The sequence below is a fragment of the Micromonospora sp. NPDC049230 genome, from assembly GCF_040647875.1.
Lineage (GTDB): Bacteria > Actinomycetota > Actinomycetes > Mycobacteriales > Micromonosporaceae > Micromonospora.
The window spans coordinates 52129-71493 of sequence record NZ_JBEZCZ010000028.1; the positions used below are offsets into that span (position 1 = coordinate 52129).

Annotated in this window: 18 protein-coding genes and 1 tRNA gene; 9 read left to right on the forward strand and 10 right to left on the reverse strand. The window is 71.1% G+C overall.

The window, feature by feature from the left end; translation table 11 throughout:
* Positions 1–288: 288 nt before the first annotated feature.
* Together AB0A95_RS22530 and AB0A95_RS22535 are read left to right on the forward strand one after the other, a co-directional pair.
* Positions 289–879, forward strand: a complete 591-nt coding sequence (locus AB0A95_RS22530; protein WP_357557717.1) for a YqgE/AlgH family protein — start codon at positions 289–291, stop codon at positions 877–879.
* Positions 880–968: 89 nt separating this feature from the next.
* A tRNA-Ala gene (locus AB0A95_RS22535) sits at positions 969–1041 on the forward strand.
* Between the two features lie 87 nt (positions 1042–1128).
* Here AB0A95_RS22535 and AB0A95_RS22540 read toward each other — a convergent pair.
* The 8 genes from AB0A95_RS22540 to AB0A95_RS22575 all read right to left on the reverse strand — a co-directional run bounded on the left by AB0A95_RS22540 (position 1129) and on the right by AB0A95_RS22575 (position 10076).
* Positions 1129–1389, reverse strand: coding sequence for a YciI family protein (locus AB0A95_RS22540; RefSeq protein ID WP_357557718.1), 261 nt, complete (start codon positions 1387–1389; stop codon positions 1129–1131).
* Positions 1390–1583: 194 nt separating this feature from the next.
* Entirely contained in the window at positions 1584–2795 is a 1212-nt protein-coding gene (locus tag AB0A95_RS22545) for a HAMP domain-containing sensor histidine kinase (protein ID WP_357557719.1), read from the reverse strand.
* Positions 2792–3448: a response regulator transcription factor gene (locus AB0A95_RS22550; protein ID WP_357557720.1), complete on the reverse strand. Its 657-nt coding sequence runs from the start codon at positions 3446–3448 to the stop codon at positions 2792–2794. Before AB0A95_RS22550 ends, AB0A95_RS22545 begins: the two co-directional genes overlap by 4 nt.
* Before the next feature lie 64 nt (positions 3449–3512).
* Entirely contained in the window at positions 3513–4772 is a 1260-nt protein-coding gene (locus tag AB0A95_RS22555; RefSeq protein WP_357557721.1) for a cation:proton antiporter, read from the reverse strand.
* Complete coding sequence (locus AB0A95_RS22560; RefSeq protein ID WP_357557722.1) at positions 4769–6019, reverse strand: cytochrome P450; 1251 nt, start codon at positions 6017–6019, stop codon at positions 4769–4771. Before AB0A95_RS22560 ends, AB0A95_RS22555 begins: the two co-directional genes overlap by 4 nt.
* Entirely contained in the window at positions 6016–7005 is a 990-nt protein-coding gene (locus AB0A95_RS22565) for an alpha-hydroxy acid oxidase (protein ID WP_357557723.1), read from the reverse strand. Before AB0A95_RS22565 ends, AB0A95_RS22560 begins: the two co-directional genes overlap by 4 nt.
* Position 7006: 1 nt before the next feature.
* Positions 7007–8572, reverse strand: a complete 1566-nt coding sequence (locus AB0A95_RS22570; protein WP_357557724.1) for an NAD(P)-binding domain-containing protein — start codon at positions 8570–8572, stop codon at positions 7007–7009.
* Positions 8562–10076 (reverse strand): aromatic amino acid ammonia-lyase, encoded by a 1515-nt coding sequence (locus tag AB0A95_RS22575; RefSeq protein ID WP_357557725.1) that lies wholly within the window; start codon positions 10074–10076, stop codon positions 8562–8564. The genes AB0A95_RS22570 and AB0A95_RS22575 overlap by 11 nt, the downstream gene beginning before the upstream one ends.
* 63 nt (positions 10077–10139) lie before the next feature.
* On the opposite strand from AB0A95_RS22575, the gene AB0A95_RS22580 reads away from it, so the two are divergent.
* A complete protein-coding gene (locus AB0A95_RS22580) occupies positions 10140–11678 on the forward strand; it encodes an NAD(P)-binding domain-containing protein (RefSeq protein WP_357557726.1) in 1539 nt (512 codons plus the stop codon).
* A complete protein-coding gene (locus AB0A95_RS22585) occupies positions 11668–13059 on the forward strand; it encodes a fatty acid--CoA ligase family protein (RefSeq protein WP_357557727.1) in 1392 nt (463 codons plus the stop codon). Before AB0A95_RS22580 ends, AB0A95_RS22585 begins: the two co-directional genes overlap by 11 nt.
* A gap of 52 nt (positions 13060–13111) precedes the next feature.
* Here AB0A95_RS22585 and AB0A95_RS22590 read toward each other — a convergent pair whose 3' ends face one another.
* On the reverse strand, positions 13112–13234 hold the full coding sequence (locus AB0A95_RS22590; protein WP_357071839.1) for a 50S ribosomal protein L36: 123 nt from the start codon (positions 13232–13234) through the stop codon (positions 13112–13114).
* A gap of 163 nt (positions 13235–13397) precedes the next feature.
* On the opposite strand from AB0A95_RS22590, the gene AB0A95_RS22595 reads away from it, so the two are divergent.
* Complete coding sequence (locus AB0A95_RS22595) at positions 13398–14297, forward strand: lytic polysaccharide monooxygenase (protein WP_357557728.1); 900 nt, start codon at positions 13398–13400, stop codon at positions 14295–14297.
* A 19-nt stretch (positions 14298–14316) separates the two neighbouring features.
* Here AB0A95_RS22595 and mgrA read toward each other — a convergent pair whose 3' ends face one another.
* Complete coding sequence (mgrA, locus tag AB0A95_RS22600) at positions 14317–15312, reverse strand: L-glyceraldehyde 3-phosphate reductase (RefSeq protein WP_357557729.1); 996 nt, start codon at positions 15310–15312, stop codon at positions 14317–14319.
* A gap of 98 nt (positions 15313–15410) precedes the next feature.
* Between mgrA and AB0A95_RS22605 the strand changes: the two genes are divergently transcribed.
* The 4 genes from AB0A95_RS22605 to AB0A95_RS22620 are packed head-to-tail and all read left to right on the forward strand — an operon-like array spanning position 15411 to position 19364.
* A complete protein-coding gene (locus AB0A95_RS22605; RefSeq protein WP_357557730.1) occupies positions 15411–15908 on the forward strand; it encodes a hemerythrin domain-containing protein in 498 nt (165 codons plus the stop codon).
* A 55-nt stretch (positions 15909–15963) separates the two neighbouring features.
* Positions 15964–17208, forward strand: a complete 1245-nt coding sequence (locus tag AB0A95_RS22610; RefSeq protein WP_357557731.1) for a histidine kinase — start codon at positions 15964–15966, stop codon at positions 17206–17208.
* Positions 17205–17855 carry a response regulator transcription factor gene (locus AB0A95_RS22615; RefSeq protein ID WP_357557732.1) on the forward strand — a complete coding sequence of 217 codons (651 nt, stop codon included), beginning with the start codon at positions 17205–17207 and terminating at the stop codon, positions 17853–17855. Before AB0A95_RS22610 ends, AB0A95_RS22615 begins: the two co-directional genes overlap by 4 nt.
* A 48-nt stretch (positions 17856–17903) precedes the next feature.
* On the forward strand, positions 17904–19364 hold the full coding sequence (locus AB0A95_RS22620) for a sigma 54-interacting transcriptional regulator (RefSeq protein ID WP_357557733.1): 1461 nt from the start codon (positions 17904–17906) through the stop codon (positions 19362–19364).
* Position 19365: the final 1 nt, after the last annotated feature.

Genomic DNA, 19365 nt, shown 5'->3' on the forward strand with positions numbered 1-19365 from the left:
CAGCAGTCGTCCCTCCCGATCAGCCGAATCTATCCGGATGTGACGGACCTTTCGGGTGTTTCCGGCGGGTCCATCCGCCGGACCGGGCCCGTGCCTGGTCAGGGCATCGGAACTGGCTAACTGCGGTCTTAACTGTCTGATCACCTGCCGGTCAGCCCTTAGCCAGCACCCGGGACGCAGGCTATGGTGCCAGGCATGGCGTTGACAGCGCGGCTGATCCCGATGCACCGGGCGGATACGGTAGATGACCGATCCCCGGCGCGGGCTCACGGTTGACGGGTGTGTGGGATGCAGGGAGAGGGTCAGGCGATCGGCGGACGAGCGATGGAGTCGATGACCGGGCGGCTGCTGGTCGCCACTCCGGCGCTCAAGGACCCGAACTTCGACCGTACGGTGGTGCTGCTGGTCGCCCACGAGCCCGGCGGCGCGCTGGGCGTGGTGCTCAACCGGGCCACCGAGGTGCCGGTGTCCGAGGTGCTCGGCGACTGGAGCGACCTGGCCCGCCACCCGGCGGTGCTCTTCGAGGGCGGCCCGGTGCAGCCCGACTCGGCCATCTGCCTGGCCCGCATGCGGCACCCGATGCGCCGGCTCAAGGGCTTCCACCAGGTCTCCGGAGCGGTCGGCACGATCGACCTCTCGGTCGACCCGGAGCGGCTGCGGGAGAGCATCGGTGGCATCCGGGTCTTCGCCGGCTACTCCGGCTGGGGCGGCGGCCAGTTGGAGCAGGAGATCGCCGACGGCTCCTGGTTCGTGCTGGACGGTCTGCCCGGTGACGCCTTCGTCGACCGGCCCGACGATCTGTGGCCGATGGTGCTGCGCCGCCAGGGTGGGATGATGGCCGCCGTCGCCCACTTCCCGCCGGACGTCGCGCTCAACTGACCCGGCGCGGGCGGGGGACCCCGCGAGATGACCATGCGAGCCGGTCTGTGTATAGTTTCCCAGTGCCCGGGCGACCGGGACGACAGCAAGGGGCCGTGGCGCAGCTGGTAGCGCACCACACTGGCAGTGTGGGGGTCAGGGGTTCGAGTCCCCTCGGCTCCACCTTGTTGTAGCAGGTCAAGGGCTTGCTCGCCAATAATGGCGGGCAGGCCCTTGACTATTTGACCCCGACCGGGCCGGCATGCGCACCTAGCGCACGATCGGTGACCACTCCCGCTGGCTGACGATCGTCACCCCGGGGGTGCGGTAGTAGGGGTCCTCGGCGACGATCGCGGCGAACGCCTCGGCGTCCGGGACGTCGAAGATGAGGAGTGCGCCGGAGTCGTCGGCGAACGGCCCGGCCATGGCCAGCCGGCCCTCCTGACGTAGTGCCTGGAGACGTTCCCGGTGCGCGGGCCGAGCGGCAAGCCGGTCGGGTTCGTCGCCGAAGGACAACTCCAAGACAAACACGTGTTCCTCCTCGTCGGGGCGGGCTTCCGGAGCACCCTAGTCGATGCGTTGCGCCAGCGCGGGCGCACTGAGGGCATCCCGATCACGCTCGATCCTGGTTGTCGTGGCCTCGGACGGCAGGGAGGCCACGACAACCAGGAAATAGTGCGATCTTGCGACCCGGGCAACGCGCGGGCGCTGGCCCATCAGTGGCATCAGCCCGCGGCGGCCCGTGGCGGAATCGTCGGTAGCCGGACGGTGAATGTCGCCCCGGCGCCGGGCCGGCTGTCGGTGGAGATCGTCCCGCCGTGGCTGGTCACCACCTCGCGCAGGAGGGCCAGGCCCAGACCGAAGCGCCGGTCCTTGGCCCCCGCGCCGCGGTGGAAGCGGTCGAAGAGGTGTTCGGCGTCGGCGGGGTCGAAGCCGGTTCCGCTGTCCTTGACCACCAGGTCCGCGCCGCGGCGGGAGGTGCGCAGGGCGACGTCGATGCGGCCGCCGGTCGGGGTGTGGGTGAGGGCGTTGGCGAGCAGTTCGCCGACCATGCGGCGCAGGGCAGAGGCGATGCCGGGGACGAGGACCGGAGTGTCCGGGACCGACAGGTGCAGGTGGACGCCCTGCTCCGCGGCGCGGTCAGCCTCGCAGTCGACGGCCTGGGCGGCGAGGAGGGCAAGGTTGACGGGTTCGGAGGGGTGTCGGTCGGCCGGGGTGGCGGCGAGGCGGGCGGAGAGCAGGAGCTCGTCGACGATCTCGCCGAGGCGGCGGGTGGTCTCGATCAGGCGGTCGTAGTCGGCGCGTTCCGCCCCGGCCCGCCGGGCCAGGATCTGGGCGCGGGTGTGGACCTGGGCGATGGGGGTGCGCAACTCGTGGCTGGCGTCGGCGACGAAGCGGCGTTGCCGGCCGAGCGCCTCGGCGAGTGGCGCCACGGCTCGGCGACCCACGACGATGCCCGTGAACACCGCCGCGGCGAGGCCGACCACCGCCGCGAGGAGGAACGCGGCGAGCAGGTGACGCCGGTCGGAGAGCTGGAAGCGTGCGTCGAACACCGCTTGCACGACGCCCGTGCCGCGGGGCTGGGTGCGGACGTAGTAGGTCGTGCCGTTGCGGTCGACCTTGTCGCTGCGGACCTGGTGGTCGAGGGCCACCGCGTCGATGGCGGACTGTAGCGGGAAGCCCGGAGGGGGCGGGTTCCGGCCCGAGTCGGTGCGGTTGCCGTCGTACAGGATGATCCAGCTGCATCCCGGCGGCCCGGCGATGGTGCCGTGGACCGCGCCGTAGTTGAGCTCTCGTTCGATCTGCTCGTGCTGATAGCGCAGCAGTGCGGCATAGGAGATGGCGGCACCCAGGGCGAGCAGCGCCGTCATGGTGAGTCCGACGAGCAGACTGACCCGCGCCCTGGTCCGGCGCAGCATGGTGTCCTCGAAGCTCACAGGGTTCCCAGGCGGTAGCCAAGGCCGTGTACGGTACGGATCACCGAGCGGCCGAGCTTGCGGCGTAGGTAGTAGACGTACGTGTCGACAAGGGACGCCGCGCCCGCCTCGTCGAAGACCCGGCTGCGCAGCTCGGAGCGGGAGTGGACGGTGTGCGGCCGGGCCGCGAGGACCCGCAGCAGCTCGAACTCGCGTGCGGACAGGGCGATCCGGGTGCCGTCGGGCAGGACGGCGTCGCGCACGGAGAGGTCGAGCTGGCCCGACCCGAGCCGCAGCACCTCGGTGGACTCGGTGGTCCGGCGGCAGAGGGCTCGGATGCGGGCGCTCAACTCGTCCAGGTCGAAGGGCTTCGTCAGGTAGTCGTCGGCGCCCGCGTCGAGGCCGGCGACCCGGTCCTCGACGGTGCCGAGCGCGGTCAGCAGCAGTGCCCGGGCGACCACCGCACGGGCGCGCAGCCGGACGACCAGGTCCAGCCCGTCGAGGGCGGGCAGGCGTCGGTCGATCACCATGACGTCGTACGGCCGGGTGAGCCCCAGGTGCAGGCCGCGTTGGCCGTCGGGGGCCTGGTCGACGACGTATCCCTCGCCGGTCAGTGTCTCAGCCACCATGCCGCGTAGTTCCGAGTCGTCCTCGACGAGCAGGAGTCGAGTCATACAGCGATGGTGGCAGATAGATATGTGTGATTGTCTGTGAAGCTTGTCTCCTCAAACAAACAAGTTAGGGGGTTCCGGCGGGCACGAGCGACGGTGTAGAAGTGGGAACGCGTGCCTCGCGTCGCTCGATCCAGGTGAGCAGCGGCGTCGTCATGAGTGTGGTGACGAGCGCGACCACCACCAGCACCGTGAACAGCGACGTGTTCACGATGCCCGCCTCCAGTCCCACGTTCAGGGCGATCAGCTGCATCAGGCCCCGGGCGTTCATGAGGGCGCCGACGCGCAGCGCGACGCCGTTCGGCTCGCCGCGCATCCGGGCCGCGGCCCAGCAGGCGCCGAACTTGCCGACGATCGCCACGGCCACGCACGCGGCGGCGAAGCCGAGTACGGCCAGGTTGCCCAGCAGCGCGAACTCGGTGCGCAGCCCGGAGAAGGTGAAGAACAGCGGCAGGAACACCGTCGCGGCGATCGGCGTCAGCGTGTCGACCACCTTGTCGGTCTGTTCCGAGCGCGGCATCACCACACCGACCGCGAAGGCGCCGAAGACCGCGTAGAGCCCGATCTCGTCGGTGTACCAGGCGACCAGGAAGAGCAGCGCCACAGTGCCGAGCAGCCGTGCGCGATCGCCCGGGAGCCCCATGACGAAGCCGGTCACCCGCCGCCCACCCAGCCACAGCGCCAGCCCGAACAGCAGCGCACCACCCGCGCAGACCAGGGCCGGGCCGACCGAGCCCGAGGCGAACGCCAGCACCGCGGCGAGCATGATCCACGCGACCATGTCGTCGATCGCGCCGCTGGCCATGGCGAGCAGACCATGGCGGGTGCCGGTATGGCCGCGCTCGGTGATGATCCGGGCGAGCATGGGGAAGGCCGTGATCGCCAGCGCCACACCGACGAACGCCGCGGACACACCGAGCGACACGCCGTCCGCGCGGATCGGGACGAAGCTCGCCGTGCCCACGACCAGCAGGATCCCCAGCACCAGCGGAGCGCCGACACCCGCGAGCGACACCGCTCCCGCCGTGCCCGCGAGCTTGGTCACCCGGTGGGAGGTGAAGGCGTACCCGGCCTGGAACATGAACAGCACGAGGCCGACCTGGCCGACCACGTACAGGATCGGCAGCAGCGGCGCGGGAAAGAGCGCGGCTTGGGCACCCGGCCAGAAGAGGCCGAGCAGCGACGGGCCGAGCAGCACCCCGGCGAGCATCTCGCTCACGACGGGAGGCTGGCCCACCTTGCCCAGGAGCCAGGAGACCAGCCTGCAAAAGAGCAGAATGACCGCTACCGCGATGAAGAACCGCGGGGCGAGTTCGCTGGGAGTCATGAGCTCTCCTCAAAGTGTCGGGTGCACAACTTCTGTCGTCGGGCGTCGACGACCATCCAGGTACCGCAGACCAGCTGCTTGACCGAGCGCCCCACGTCGAAGACCCGGTCGCGCTGCCGCATGAGGGTGAGCCGGTCGCGGCCGGGGCCGGGGAGACCCCGGGGCGTCAGGTACGCGGGCCCGCGACTCGGCAGCGAGCGGGTGTGCGCCGCCGACGAGCTGACCGAGAAGCGCCGCAGCACCTCCCGGGTCGCCGCGCGCAGCTGGACGGGGGCCGAACCGCGCGCCGGACAGGCCCGGTTGGCAGTCACGCCGAACGGAATGAAATGGGCGTCCTGCCGGCGCAACGACAGCCAGCGGTCCGGGTCGAACTCGTCGTCCGCGGCGGGACCGGTGCGCTGATAGGCCCGATAGTTGAAGAGGAGCACGGACCCGGTCGGGAGCACGTGATCGCCCACGCTGATGGGTCCGGAGGTGATCCGGTGCGCGATGCCGAAGAGCGGGTAGACCCGGAGTGTCTCGTCGATGATCCGGTCGAGCGATTCGTCCGAGGTGTCCGTGCCGGGCCCGGAGCACAGCAGGATGTGCGCCATGGCCTCCGACATCTGCACCACTGCCGTGTTGAAGAACGCGCCCTGGAGGTACCAGGCGGTCTCCAGGGCGGTGAAGGGCGGCGGCAGCACGACCGGGCAGGTTCCCGCGGCGATCCGGTCCAGTAGGTAGCGGGTCAGACGAACCCGCCGGGACATGTGCCGCAGACCCATCCCCTTCAGGGCGGTCACCACGTCGTCCGCGTTCGCCACGATCAGATCGCGGACGTCGCGCGGGCAGGATGCGCCGAACACCAGCTCGTACGAGACCTCGGCCCAGACCGGCATCATCAGGTCACGTAGCCGCACGTGGCTGATCCGGTCGGCCGGGAGCGCGTCGAGGATCCGCCGGGTCGCGGCCGTCGCCAGCTCGTCGGAGCGCGCGTGCGGAATGGCCAGCACCTGCCGGGTCGTCCGGGCGACCGTCCGGTACCGCTCGCCGGGCTCAAGGTGCTCCTGGTGCATCTGCGGGCCGGGCGCGAGCCAGTACCAGAAGAGGTCCGACAGGCCGGCCCCGCGGCTGCGCCCGTCGGCGGCCGGATCGCTGTAGACCCGCTCGAAGTCCTCCGGCCCCACCAGCGGCCCGGGGACGGGAACGCCCTCGGCCCCGTTGACCCGTTCGAAGATCCACTCCCGGAGGTCGACAACTGCCTTCACCGGATCGCCACCTGGTCGGGTGTCAGATCGGCCGGCCGCCGCGCCCCGGCCAGGGCGAGGGCCTGATCCAGCTCGGTGGTGAGTCGATCGAGAGCTTCGCGTACGCCAGCGGCCCCGCCCGCCGCGAGCGCCCGCACCACCGGACGCCCCACCAGCACCGCCTGGGCCCCGAGCGCCAGCGCGATCACCGCGTCGGTGCCGCGGCGGACACCCCCGTCGAGCAGCACCGGGACCCGCCCACCCACGGCTGCCGCGACGGCGGGCAGCGCGTCGAGCGTGGGAATCGTCGCGTCGAGCTGTCGTCCACCGTGGTTGGACACGATCACACCGGCGGCGCCGTGCTCGACAGCGAGGCGGGCATCCGCGGGATGCAGGATGCCCTTGAGCAGGATCGGTAGTCCCGTGACGCCGCGCAGCCACGCGATCCGATCCCAGCCCGCCGTCGCGTCCATCGCGATCGGGCGTACCCGGCCGGTCGCGTCGCGCATGTTTTCGCAGGCGTAGCCGGGAGGCAGGTCCGTGAAGCCGTTGCGCCTGTCGCGCTCGCGCCGCCCGAACACCGGGGAGTCCACAGTCACCACGAGCGCCCGGCAGCCGGCCGACTCGGCGCGCTTGACCACGTACTCCGTGAAGTCGAGGTCGGTTTGCGGGTACAGCTGGAACCACAGCGTCGCGCCCGCCGTCGCGATCTCCTCGACCGGCTGGGTGGCGGCCATGCTGACCACCATCGTCGTGCCGGCCGCCGCGGCCCCCCGCGCGGTGGCCGCCTCGCCGTCCGGGTGCGCGAGCCGATGAAAGGCGGTCGGAGCGACAAGGACCGGCGCGGCCAGCGACGTGCCGGCCACTGTGACCCGCAGGTCCCGCTCGCCGGTCGCCCGCAGCACCCGTGGCACGATCCACCGTCGTTCGAAGGCCTGCTCGTTGGCGGCCAGGGTGCGCTCCCGCTCGGCCCCGCCCTCGAAGAAGTCCTGGTGAACCGGGTCCATGTCAGCCCTCGGCGCCGGCGAGACAGCGACCCATGAACTCGCGCAGCGGCCGCACGTGGACGTCGGGCCGGTCCCACTGGTTCTCCAGGTTCTCGGCGAGGTGGTGCGTGCTGACCAACTGGCCCGCGCGGTGGTAACGGACGACCGGGTGCAGGTACGCGGCGTCGTGCGCCTGCCCCACGACGTCCTGGGCCACCCGGGTCACCGTGATGTCGAACGGGTCGACCTGGTCGTGGTCGGGGCCGTACTCGAGAGTGATCACGAACGCCTGGTCGTGGTCGTGCTCGGCGGTGCGCAGGCCGGTCGACAGGAAGTAGTCCACCGGCACCTCCTCGTGGTAGCGGGCCTCTCCTCCGGCGACGGTGAGCACGTCGGCGAGGAACCCGAACTGCTGCCACAGGGCCGAGGTGCGGTTGACCCGCTCGATGACCGCCGCGGTCATGGCCGCCGGCTCGGCGGCGAGCGGGTCGGACGGCCAGGCCGTGGCGTCGTACCGGCGGGAGAGGATCCGGTGCAACGCGCGTACGGCGTAGCGGAAACCGTGCACGAAACCGCTCGTGGACTTCTTGAAGTCGCGCGCCTGGGAGATCGTCCCGGCGAAGAACAGGCCCGGCACGTTCACCGACTCCCATTCCTCGGTCTGTGCCGGGAAGCGGTCGGAGATGGTGAGCTGCGGTCGGGCCGAGGAGTCGAAGATCGAGTCGTCGAAACGGAATCCGGTACACGCCAGCACCCGGTCGTAATGCAGTTCCTTCACGACCTCGTTCGCCCGCGAGAAGCTGAACCGCACCTTGTAGCCCGTGCCGTCGCGCTCGATGCTCTGGACCGTGCCGTCGAGGATCGCGTTCGCCGACTTGAGCTGATAGGTGTCCAGGAAGTTGTTGTTCACCGCGCGCAGGTGCCCGACGTAGTGGGTGCGCCACGCCATCCGGACCGAGCTGGGCCCCGCGAGGTGGATCAGTGTCGTGGTCTCCATGAGGCTGTCGGCGGTCTCGAAGGCGGAGTTGCCCTTGCCGATGATCAGCACCCGCTGGTCGAGGTAGTCACGTGGCTCGACGCTCATCACGTCGTACCCCTCGGCCAGTTCGAATCCTGGGATGTCCGGCTGGTAGGTCTTCGACACGCCGGTGGCGACGATCACCGCGCGGGCCTCCCAACGCCGGTCACCTGCCTCGACCGTGAACACGTCGTCGTGCTTGGACACCCTTGTCACCCGGGTGCCGTAACTGACAGTGACGCCGGTCTTCGCCGCGAAGTCCGCGAGGTATCGCACCATCACCTCGGCGTCGGGGAAGTACCGCTCGGTGTACTGCGTGAACAGCAGCGCCGGGTCGTCGGTGAGCAGGGAGTTCCAGTCGAGCCGCAGATTCAGCTCGGGATCGTCGGTGCCCGTGTGCGGTTTGTTGATCGAGATGAGTTGGCGGTGCCGCGGATAGGTGGCGAAGAACGCCCCCGGCCCGTCGGCGCCCTCCAACACCAGATAGTCACGCTTGCCCTCGGCCTGGAGCAGGGCGGCGAGTTGAAGACCGGCCGGACCGGCCCCGATGATCAGGTAATCAAGCGTCACGGCGATCACCGTACGAGTGGGAAATCAGAGAGATTTCAAGCTCTTGGAGAATCTCGGCTGTTCTTCGCACGTCGTCGTCGAGCGGCCGGTCCGGGTCGATCGGTGCGATCTCCTCCAGGGCCCGCAGGGTGCGGTCGCAGCCCGCCGCCGTCGGCCGGCGCGCCCCGACGTGCACCGCCTGGCGCAGCCCGAGCCCGAGCGAACCGGTGATCAGACGCAGCAGCTCCGCCTGGTCCAGGGCGCGGAGTGCGGCCTGCGTGCCGAGCGGGATCACGTCCTGGTTGTGCAGGTTGGTGGGGAGGCTCTGCAGGCTCGCCGGCACGGAGTCGCGCCTGATCTCGGCGACGAGCGCTGTCGACGCGAGCTGGACGCCCTGCAACCCGTGTTGCTGCCCTGGTCCGGCCGCGAGCATCGGCGGCAGGCCGCCGTTGCGCCCGGGATCCACGAGCAGGTCGAGTTGGCGCTCGGCGAGGTTGCCGACCTGGGCGATGACCATGGTCAGGACGTCGGCGGCGAACGCGGCGGGCTGGCCGAAGAAGTTGCCGCCGTGCACGACCTTGTCGTCGGCCGGGAAGAACAGCGGGTTGTCGCTCACCCCGCCGAGGTCCGCCGCCACGACGCCGTCGACATAGCGCAGGGCGTCCTCGGCCGCTCCGAGCAACTGCGGCGCGCAGCGGATGCTGTAGGGCTCCTGCAACGGTCTCGTGCCGGACTCTCGCAGGCCGGCGGAGGTCGCCCGCATCGCGTGGCCGACCTCGATGGCGCCCGGGTGACCGTAGGCGGTGAGGAGAGCCGGATCGAGAAACTGTGGATCGCAGCCGAGCAGGTCGGCGAGCAGGCAGGTGAGCGTCTGCACCACGCGGTGTGAGGTGCGGACCCGGTCCAGGGCGAGGGCCAGCGCCGCCGTGGTGAGCGACGTGCCGTTGACAAGCGCGAGTGCGTCCCGGCCGTCGAGCGGCAGCGGCTCCAGGCCGGCCTTCGTCAGGGCTTCCGCGGCGGGCATCCGGACGCCGTCCACGTAGGCGTGCCCGCGACCGCGCAGCGCCTGGGCGGCGGCACCGAGCGGGATCAGGTCACCGCTGGCTCCCACCGAGCCGAATCGGGGCATCGCCGGCGTGAACGTCGTGCCGAGCATGGCCGCGAGCGCGTCGATCACGTGCGGGGAGACCCCCGACGCGCCCCGGGCCAGGGACCAGGCGCGCACCAGCAGCGTCGCGCGTACGACATCCGGGGCGAGGTCCGGGCCCTGGCCCGCCCCGAGGTGGGCGAGGGTGTTGTCGGCCTGGTCGCGCTGGTCGGCTCGGCCCGCGTAGCCGACGAGCGCCCCGAAGCCGGTGGTGGCGCCGTAGATCGCCCGGTCGTCGCCGAGTGCCTTGCCGAGGAACGTGCGGCCGGTCGCCACGCGGGCCCGCACCTCTTCGCCGAGCACGACAGTGACCGGGCCTGCCGCGACGCGCAGGTCGGCGAGGCGCAGCGGCGCTGCCAAATCCACCTTAATCGTCATGGGAGCGGATGCTAGAGGCAATTTCTCAGAGCGCTCTGAAATCGCCTCAGTAAATTGCGGCGCATGACGCACGATTGCCTGATCATTGGAGCCGGGCCGGCAGGCCTGCAGCTCGCGACCCTGCTCGAGCGCGACGGTCACGACTACGTGGTGCTGGAGGGTGGCCCCCGGGCGGGCACATTCTTCGAGACCTATCCCCGGCATCGCCAGCTGATCTCGATCAACAAGGTGTGGACCGGGTCGACCGATCCGGAGTTCAATCTACGGTCGGACTGGAACTCGTTGCTGACCGACGATCCGGGGATGCTCTTCAAGTACTACAGCACGCGCTACTTTCCCGCCGCGGAGGATCTCGTGCGTTATCTCGCCGACTTCGCGCGCGGTCTGAACGTCGTTTACGACACGCGGGTGACCTCAGTGTCGAAGACCGACGACGTGTTCACCGTGCGGGCCGGCGACCACACCTGGACGGCACGGAGAGTCGTCGTCGCCACCGGCGTCTCCCAGCTCTACCAGCCGCCGATCGAGGGCGCTGACCTGGCCGAGCGCTACGACACAGTCAGCGTCGACCCCGCCGATTTCGTCAATCAGCGCGTGTTGATCATCGGTAAGGGCAACTCGGCCTTCGAGACCGCGGACGCGCTCGTCGAGACCGCCGCCACGATTCACGTCGCCGGGCCGCACTCCATCAGGCTCGCCTGGCAGACCCATTACGTCGGGCATCTGCGCGCGGTGAACAACAACTTCCTGGACACCTATCAGCTGAAGTCACAGAACGCCGTCCTGGACGGCACTGTGGAACAGATCAGCCAGCGGGAGGGCGGCGGATTCCGGGTGCTTTTCCGATACGCCCGGACGGTCGAGAATCTGCGCGAGCTGGAGTACGACCGGGTCATCCTCTGCACCGGATTCCGCTTCGACGCGTCCATCTTCGCCGAGTCGGCCCGACCGGAGCTGGTCATCAAGGATCGGTTCCCGGCGCAGACGCCGGCCTTCGAGTCGGTGAACGTCCCCGGTCTCTACTTCGCCGGCACCCTCAGCCAGCAGCGTGATTTCAAGAAGTCCACGAACGGCTTCATCCACGGCTTCCGCTACGCCACCCGCGCCCTGCACCACATCCTGCGCGAGCGGCACCACGGGCAGCCCTGGCCGTCCCGGCGGATCGCCCCGACGCCCGAGGCGATCGCCGATTCGATAATCGCCCGGATCAACGTGAGTTCCGCGCTGTGGCAGCAGTTCTCGGTGCTCGGCGATGTCGTCACAGTCGAGGACGACACCGCCCGCTACCGCGAGGAGGTGCCGGTCGCCTATCTGCGGGACGCGGAGCCGGACGTGTTCGCGTTCCTGGTCACCCTGGAGTACGGCCCCGACCACGACCAGGTCGATCCGTTCGACATCACGGTGCCGCGCCCGGCCGAGAACGACGCGACCGCCGCGCACGACGCCAGCTATCTCCACCCCGTCGTCCGGGTGCTGCGCGACGGGCAGGTCATCGCCGAGCACCACCTGGCGGAGAACCTGGAAAACCAGTGGGACCTGCCCACAGTGCACCGGCAGCCCCTCGAGGTCTTCGTCAAGGGCGTCCTCGCCGATGCCCGCTGACGTCTGGCCGCAGCCCGTCCTCGACCTCCTGGCGGCCGGCGGGGACCGGCCGGTCTTCGAGGACGGGCCGACCGTCACGACCGCCTCGGAAATGGCCGGTCTGATCCGGCGCGTCGCGGCCGGGCTGCGCTCGTCCGGCGCGGGGCCCGGAGTGGGTGTCACCCTCGACCTGCCGGTCACCGCCCCCGCCTTCGCCGCCACGATGGCCGCCTTCGCCGTCGGGGCCCGGGTGTCCGGGTGGCGCGCCGACCTGAGCCCGGCACAGCTGTCCGGCTCCCTGGTGGTCGACTCGGCTCGACTGGCCGCGCTCGCCGAGCAGCCCGACGACGGGGTGCCCCTCGTCGCGGCGGGACGGGCCGAGGATCCGGCACGGATCATCTGGACCAGCGGCAGCACGGGTACGCCTAAGGGCGTGGTGCAGACCTATGCGGCGATGTCGGCGGCCTGGGTCCCGTACCCGGACCGATGGCCGCCGGCCATCGCCGAGCTGGCCACCCGGATGCGGCGCTACCTGGTCTTCGGCTCGCTGGCCAGTCAGGTGATGCTGGAGTACGGCATCCTCGCCCTGGCGGCGGGCGGCACGCTCGTCGTGGCGCCCCGGCCGGTCTTCCCGGACGCCCTCGTCGCACACCGGGCCACCGCGAGCGTGATCACCGTCGGCAAGCTGCACCAACTGATCCGGGACCAGCGCGCCAACCCGGTGGACCTGCGGCACCTGCGGGCGCTGATGGTCTCCGGGTCGCCACTCGCACCGGCCCGGCTGGCGGAGGCGCTGGACGTGCTGGGTCCGGTGCTCTTCCACGGCTACGGGCAGACCGAAACGTCGATGATCTCCATGGTGACTCCCGCCGAGATGCTGACCGACGAGGCCACGCTCGGCACTGTCGGTCGTCCGGCCGTGGAGGTCTCCGTTCGCGACGGGGAGATCTACGTCCGCACACCCGCGCAGGCATCCTCGTACTGGCAGGACCCGGACGAGTCGGCCGAGGTGTTCGTGGACGGCTGGGTGCGTACCCGTGACCTGGGGGAGGTGGGCCCCGACGGGTACCTGCGGCTGCTCGGGCGGGCGCGGGACGTGATCATCGTCAACGCGCAGATGGTCCACGCCGGGCCGGTGGAGCGGGCGCTCGCGGCCGATGCCGCGGTCGCCGAGGCGTACGTCGTCGGGGGTCCGGACGAGATGACCGGCGAGGCCGTGCACGCCTACGTCGTGCCGGTGGCCGGGAGAACGCCCGATCCGGACGTGCTGCGCAAGTTGGTGGCCGCACGGGTGAACGATCTCGCGGTGCCGCGCACCGTCACGGTCATCGAGCGTGTGCCGCTCGCGCCCAGCGGCAAACCGGACAAGAGTCAACTCCCACGAACAAACGAATCGCCCTGACCGGGAGACCCGGTCAGGGCGATTGTCGACTCGATGTCCGGTAAGGGCGGGGTCAGCCCTGGCGGCTCTTCCACTGCGGGTTGGCGCGGTTGACAACGACCACCCGGCCACGACGGCGGACCACCACCGAACCCGGCTTCTGCTTCAGCGCACGCAACGAGGTACGTACCTTCATGTCTGCCTCCTCGGTCTCAGCGGTTCCGAGTATCGAAACGCCGCGTCCACCCCGGGGATTCCCGCGACCTGCGATGATCGTTCGCGCTGCCTGGGGGTCACGAACGGCCGACGTCGAACCTTTGCCCTCCGCCGGCCGTACCAGTGGGCGGGAGGTCAACCTCATGACCGTACGCCGGCTCCTCGCCACGGTGCTCGTCGCTGCCGCGACAGTGCCGCTGGCCGCCACACCCGCCGCCGCGCACGGCGCCCCGACCGACCCGATCAGCCGGGCGGCGGCCTGCGGACCCGAGGGCCGGTACGCGGCCACCGCCGCCTGCCGGGCCGCTGTCGAAGCCGGCGCCGCCGTCCGGGAATGGGACAACGTACGGGTCGCCGCGATCAACGGGCGGGACCGGGAGCGGATCCCGGACGGCGAGCTGTGCAGCGGCGGGTTGTCCGCGTACCGGGGATTGGACCTGCCCCGCACCGACTGGCCGTCCACCGAGCTGAGCGCGGGCGCGACGTTCACCTTCCGGTATCGGACCACCATCGCGCACCGGGGCACCTTCCGGCTCTACGTCACCACCTCCGGGTACGACCCCACAAGGCCACTGACCTGGGCGGACCTCGAAACACGCCCGTTTCTGACGCTCACCGACCCGCCGGTGCGGGCCGGGGCGTACCAGTTGGCGGGCCGGCTGCCGGCGAAGCGCGAGGGTCGACACCTGATCTACACGATCTGGCAGAACTCGAACACCCAGGACACCTACTACTCCTGCTCCGACGTGGTGTTCCGCGCGGCGAAGAGCGGTGCGGCGAAGAGCGCGGCGGCTGCCCCGCGTACCCCCGCGAGTGGGCCGGCCGCCACCGACCCGGCGGAGGTGGCGGCGGCCGACCCGGGCGTGCCGGTGGCGTCGGTGACCGACCTCGGCGCCCGCTGGCCGGTGCTCGCCGGCGCCGCCACCGTGCTGGTCCTGGCGCTGCTGATCGGCGCGGGGCGGCGACGCCGCGGCGCCGCTGTCCCACCCGGCCGGCAGTGCGAGGTGCGCAACCACCGCGTCGGGCGGCGCCGGATCTGGTGACCCGGCCCGCCCGCGCCGGTCAGCCCAGCAACCCGTCGATCTCGGCCAGCTCCTCGGCGGTGAAGTCGAGGTTGTCCAACGCGGCGATGTTCGTCTCCAACTGCTCGACACTGCTCGCCCCGATGATCAGGCTGGTCATCCGGGGGTCGCGCAGCGCCCAGGCGAGTGCGAGCTGGGCCAGGGACTGGCCGCGCCGCTCGGCGACCGCGCCGAGCCCCCGGATGGTGGTCATCTTCTCCTCGCTGAGGTCGCTCTCGTTGAGGAAGACACTCGTGCGCACCCGCGAGTCGGCCGGGATGCCACCCAGGTAACGGTCGGTCAACAGGCCCTGGGCCAGCGGGCTGTACGCGATGCAACCCGCGCCGACCTGCTCCAACGTGTCGAGCAGGCCGTCGGACTCGGTCCAGCGGTTGAGCATCGAGTACGACGGCTGGTTGATCAGCAACGGCGTACCCAGCTCGCCCAGGATCGCGGCGGCGCGCGCGGTCTGCTCCGAGTCGTAGTTCGAGATGCCGACGTAGAGCGCCTTGCCGGAGCGGACGATCGCGTCCAGCGCGCCCATCGTCTCCTCCAGCGGGGTCTCCGGGTCGAACCGGTGCGAGTAGAAGATGTCGACGTAGTCGAGCCCCATCCGGCCCAGCGACTGGTCCAGCGAGGAGATCAGGTTCTTGCGCGAGCCCCACTCACCGTAGGGGCCGGGCCACATCAGGTAGCCCGCCTTGCTGGAGATGACCAACTCGTCCCGGTACGGCTTCAGGTCGGTGGCGAGCAGCCGACCGAAGTTCTCCTCCGCCGCCCCGGGCGGTGGCCCGTAGTTGTTGGCCAGGTCGAAGTGGGTGACCCCCAGGTCGAAGGCACGCCGGACGATGTCGCGCTGCCTGTCGAACGGGCGGTCCGGGCCGAAGTTGTGCCACAGGCCGAGGGAGACGGCGGGCAGCCGCAGGCCACTGCGTCCGCTGCGCCGATAGGTCATGGTGTCGTAGCGGTCATCCGCAGCGAGGTAGGTCACGATCATGAGCCTAACCGCGGTCCGACGTGCCCGAGATCGGGCGTGGGAAGCCGAACATCGGGGTAGTTTCGACGCGACGACCGGCCTCGCGGAAAGTGAGCTACGTGGACGACATCACCGCACTGATCCTGGACGACCACGCCGCCTTCCGGCGCGGCTTCGCCCGCCTCGACGACGCCCGCGACGAGCAGGAGTTGCTCGCCATCTGGGACGCGCTCGCCCTGCACCTGGACATCCACGCCGAGGCGGAGGAGGCGATCCTCTACCCGCACCTGGTCAAGCACGGTGACGACGGCGAGGACGAGACCGCCGACGCGATCGGCGACCACAACAAGATCCGGGACGCCATCGCCGAGTCCAAGCTGCACCCGGTCGGCTCGGATCAGTGGTGGGAGGCGGTCGGCACGGCCCGCCGGGAGAACAGCGAACACCTGGCCGAGGAGGAGGACGAGGCGCTGCCCGACTTCCGCCGGCACGCCAGCACCGACCTCCGCGCCGAGCTGGGCCAACGCTGGCTGACGTTCTACGGTGAGCACAAGAACGGCCGCGACCTTCCGTTCCGCGACAAGGACCCACAGCAGTACGTGGCCGACCACCGCTGAGATCTCCCCGGCACGGGGGAGCCGTCGCAACCGGTCCCGGCCGCAGAATGACGAGGTGACCCTCCGAGCGGCGCTGGCCCCGCTGGTCGCCGGCACCACCTGGCGACGCGGTGTGTTCCTGCTGCTCGGTGGGGTGCTGGCGCTGCCGTACGGGGTGCTCGCGGTGACCTTCGCCGAGATGCTCACCGCCTCGGAGGTCCCCCGTTCACTCGTGTACGCGCTGCTGGTGGTCGCGGCGCTGATCGCCGTGGTGCCGCTGCTGCTGGACGGCAGCCGGGCCCTGGAGATCGCCGCCGTGCGGGCGTTGCTCGGCGTCGACCTGCCCGAGCCGGCACTGGGGCACCGCGGCGACCGGGAGACCCGACTGCGCAGCGCGCTCTGGATCGCCACCCACCTCATCGTCGGCGCGCTGGTGATGCTCGCGCTGTTCAGTGCCCTGCCGATGGCGCTGGCCTTCATCGCGCAGCAGTTCGGCATCGGCGCCGAGCTGACCAGCCGGGAACGGTTCGGTCCGCTGGACGGGCGGGACAGCGGCTGGCTGACAGTGACCGGGGTGGCCCTGCTCGTCGGTCTCGGCTACGCCGTCGCGGGGCTCGGTGCCCTCGCCGGATTGATGGCGCCGGTGCTGCTCGGCCCCGCGCAGGCGGAGCGGATCGCCGCCCTGGAGGCGCGGGCCACCCGGCTCGCCGAACGCAACCGGCTGGCCCGGGAGTTGCACGACTCGGTCGGTCACGCGCTGACCGTCGCCACCCTCCAGGCCGGTGCGGCACGCCAGGTCCTCGACACCGACCCGGAGTTCGTCCGGCGGGCACTCACCGCCATCGAAGATGTCGGGCGGACCGCCATGGACGAGCTGGACCACGTGCTCGGGCTGCTCCGGGACGCCGGCGGCGGAGCCCGGGCGGTGACGCCGCAGCGTACCCTCGCCGACCTGGACCGGCTGGTCACCGACACCCGCGCCGCCGGGCTGACCGTGCACGCGCATCGCGTCGGCGACCCGACGCGGCTGCCCCCGGCGGTCTCCCGGGAGGGCTACCGGATCGTCCAGGAAGGACTGACGAACGCCGCCCGGTACGGCCACGGGCCGGTGACGCTGCGGCTGGACCTGCACCCGGGGGCGCTGGAGTTGGAGCTGGTCAACGCCGTGCGCCAGCCCGACCGGGCCGAGCTGGGTCGGCCCGGCCGAGGGCTGGACGGGATGCGGGAGCGGGTGCTGCTGCTCGGCGGCCGGATCTCCGTGGGGCCGGACGGCGACCGCTGGCTGATCCGGGCCCGCCTGCCGTACGAGGAGACGACATGACGACCGGGGTGCTGATCGTCGACGACGACGAGTTGATCCGGGTGGGGCTGCGAGCCATCATCGACGCCCAACCCGACCTGCGGGTGCTCGCCGAGGCCGCCGACGGCGCCGAGGTGCCGCCGCTTGTCGCCCGGCACCGGCCGGACGTGGTGCTGATGGACGTGCGGATGCCCGGCATCGACGGCATCCAGGCCACCCGGCATCTGCTGGCCACCTCCGCCAACCCGCCCCGGGTGCTGGTGGTCACCACGTTCGCCAACGACGAGTACGTCTACGAGGCGCTGCGCGCCGGAGCCTCCGGCTTCCTGCTCAAACGGGCAAGGCCCGCCGAGGTGGTGGAGGCCGTCCGGGTGGTCGCGGCCGGGGAGTCGCTGCTCTTCCCGGCCGCGATCCGTCAGCTCGTCGGGGCGTACGGGCTGGCCGGCGGTGACCGGCTGCGCGCCGCCCGACTCACCGAGCGGGAGGCCGAGGTGCTGCGGTTGATGACCACCGGCCGGTCCAACCCGGAGATCGCCGCGCACCTGGTGGTCGGGGTGGAGACCGTCAAGACGCACGTCGGCAACGTGCTGGCCAAGCTGGGCGCCCGCGACCGCACCCAGGCGGTCATCGCCGCCTACGAGTCCGGCTTCGTCACCCCGTCCGGCTGATCGGTCCCTCCCCTGATGCCCGGGGCACCCGCGCGGATGTGAGCTAGCGTGGGTCGGGTGACTGCGCCTAACCCGGTAATCCCGGTTCCACCGGCTGACCTGCCCGGCACGCTCGGCGCGCTGCGGGCAGCCGGTCACCACTACCGCACCGTCAAGCAGGAACTCCGCGACAACCTTCTCGCCCGGATGGGCTCCGGTGAGGCCCGTTTCCCCGGCATCGTCGGCTACGACGACAGCGTGCTGCCCGAGGTCGAGCGTGCCCTGCTCGCCGGGCACGACATGGTGTTGCTCGGCGAACGCGGCCAGGGCAAGACCCGACTGATCCGTGCCCTCGGCGCGCTGCTCGACGAGTGGACCCCGGTCATCCCCGGCTCGGTGCTCAACGAGCACCCCCTGCACCCGCTCACCCCCGCGTCCCGCGCCCAGGCCGTCGAGGCCGGCGACGACCTGCCGATCGGCTGGCTGCACCGTTCGATGCGCTACGGCGAGAAGCTCGCCACCCCGGACACCAGCGTCGGCGACCTGATCGGTGACGTCGATCCGATCCGGATCGCCCAGGGCCGCACCCTCGGTGACCCGGAGACCATCCACTTCGGGTTGGTGCCGCGCACCAACCGGGGCATCTTCGCCGTCAACGAGCTGCCCGACCTGGCCGAACGGATCCAGGTGGCGCTGCTCAACGTGCTGGAGGAGCGGGACATCCAGGTCCGTGGCTACCAGCTGCGGCTGCCGCTGGACCTGCTGCTGGTGGCCAGCGCCAACCCGGAGGACTACACCAACCGGGGCCGGATCATCACCCCGCTCAAGGACCGGTTCGGCGCCGAGATCCGTACCCACTACCCGATCGACCTGGAGTTGGAGCTGGCGCTGATCCGCCAGGAGGCCGACCTGGTCGCCTCCGTGCCGGAGCACGTGCTGGAGGTGCTGGCCCGGTTCGCCCGGGCGGTGCGGGAATCACCGTCGGTGGACCCACGCTCCGGCGTCTCCGCCCGGTTCGCGATCGCCGCCGCCGAGACCGTCGCCGGCGCCGCGTTGCGCCGCGCCGGCCTGCTCGCCGCCTCCGCCAACCCGGACGGTCGGCCCGAGGCCGCGGTGGCCCGGGTCGGCGACGCGGTGTCGGTGACCAGCACGCTGCGCGGCAAGGTGGAGTTCGAGAGCGGCGAGGAGGGGCGGGAGATCGAGGTTCTCGCCCACCTGCTGCGGACGGCCACCGCCGAGACGTTCCGCGCCCACCTGGCCGGCCTGGACCTCTCCGGGTTCACCGCCCTGGTCGAGGACGGGACGGCGATCGAGACCGGCGAGCTGGTCGGTTCCACCGAGCTGCTGCGCCAGGTGGGCACGGTTCCCGGCCTGGCCAAGGTGCTGGATCGGCTCGGTCTGGGCGACGCGCCAACTCCGGAGGAGGCCGCGGCCGCCGTCGAGTTCGTGCTGGAGGGGCTGCACCTGACCCGCCGGCTCGGCAAGGACGTCACCGACTCGGGGCGCACCGTCTACGGCGGCCGGGGCTGAC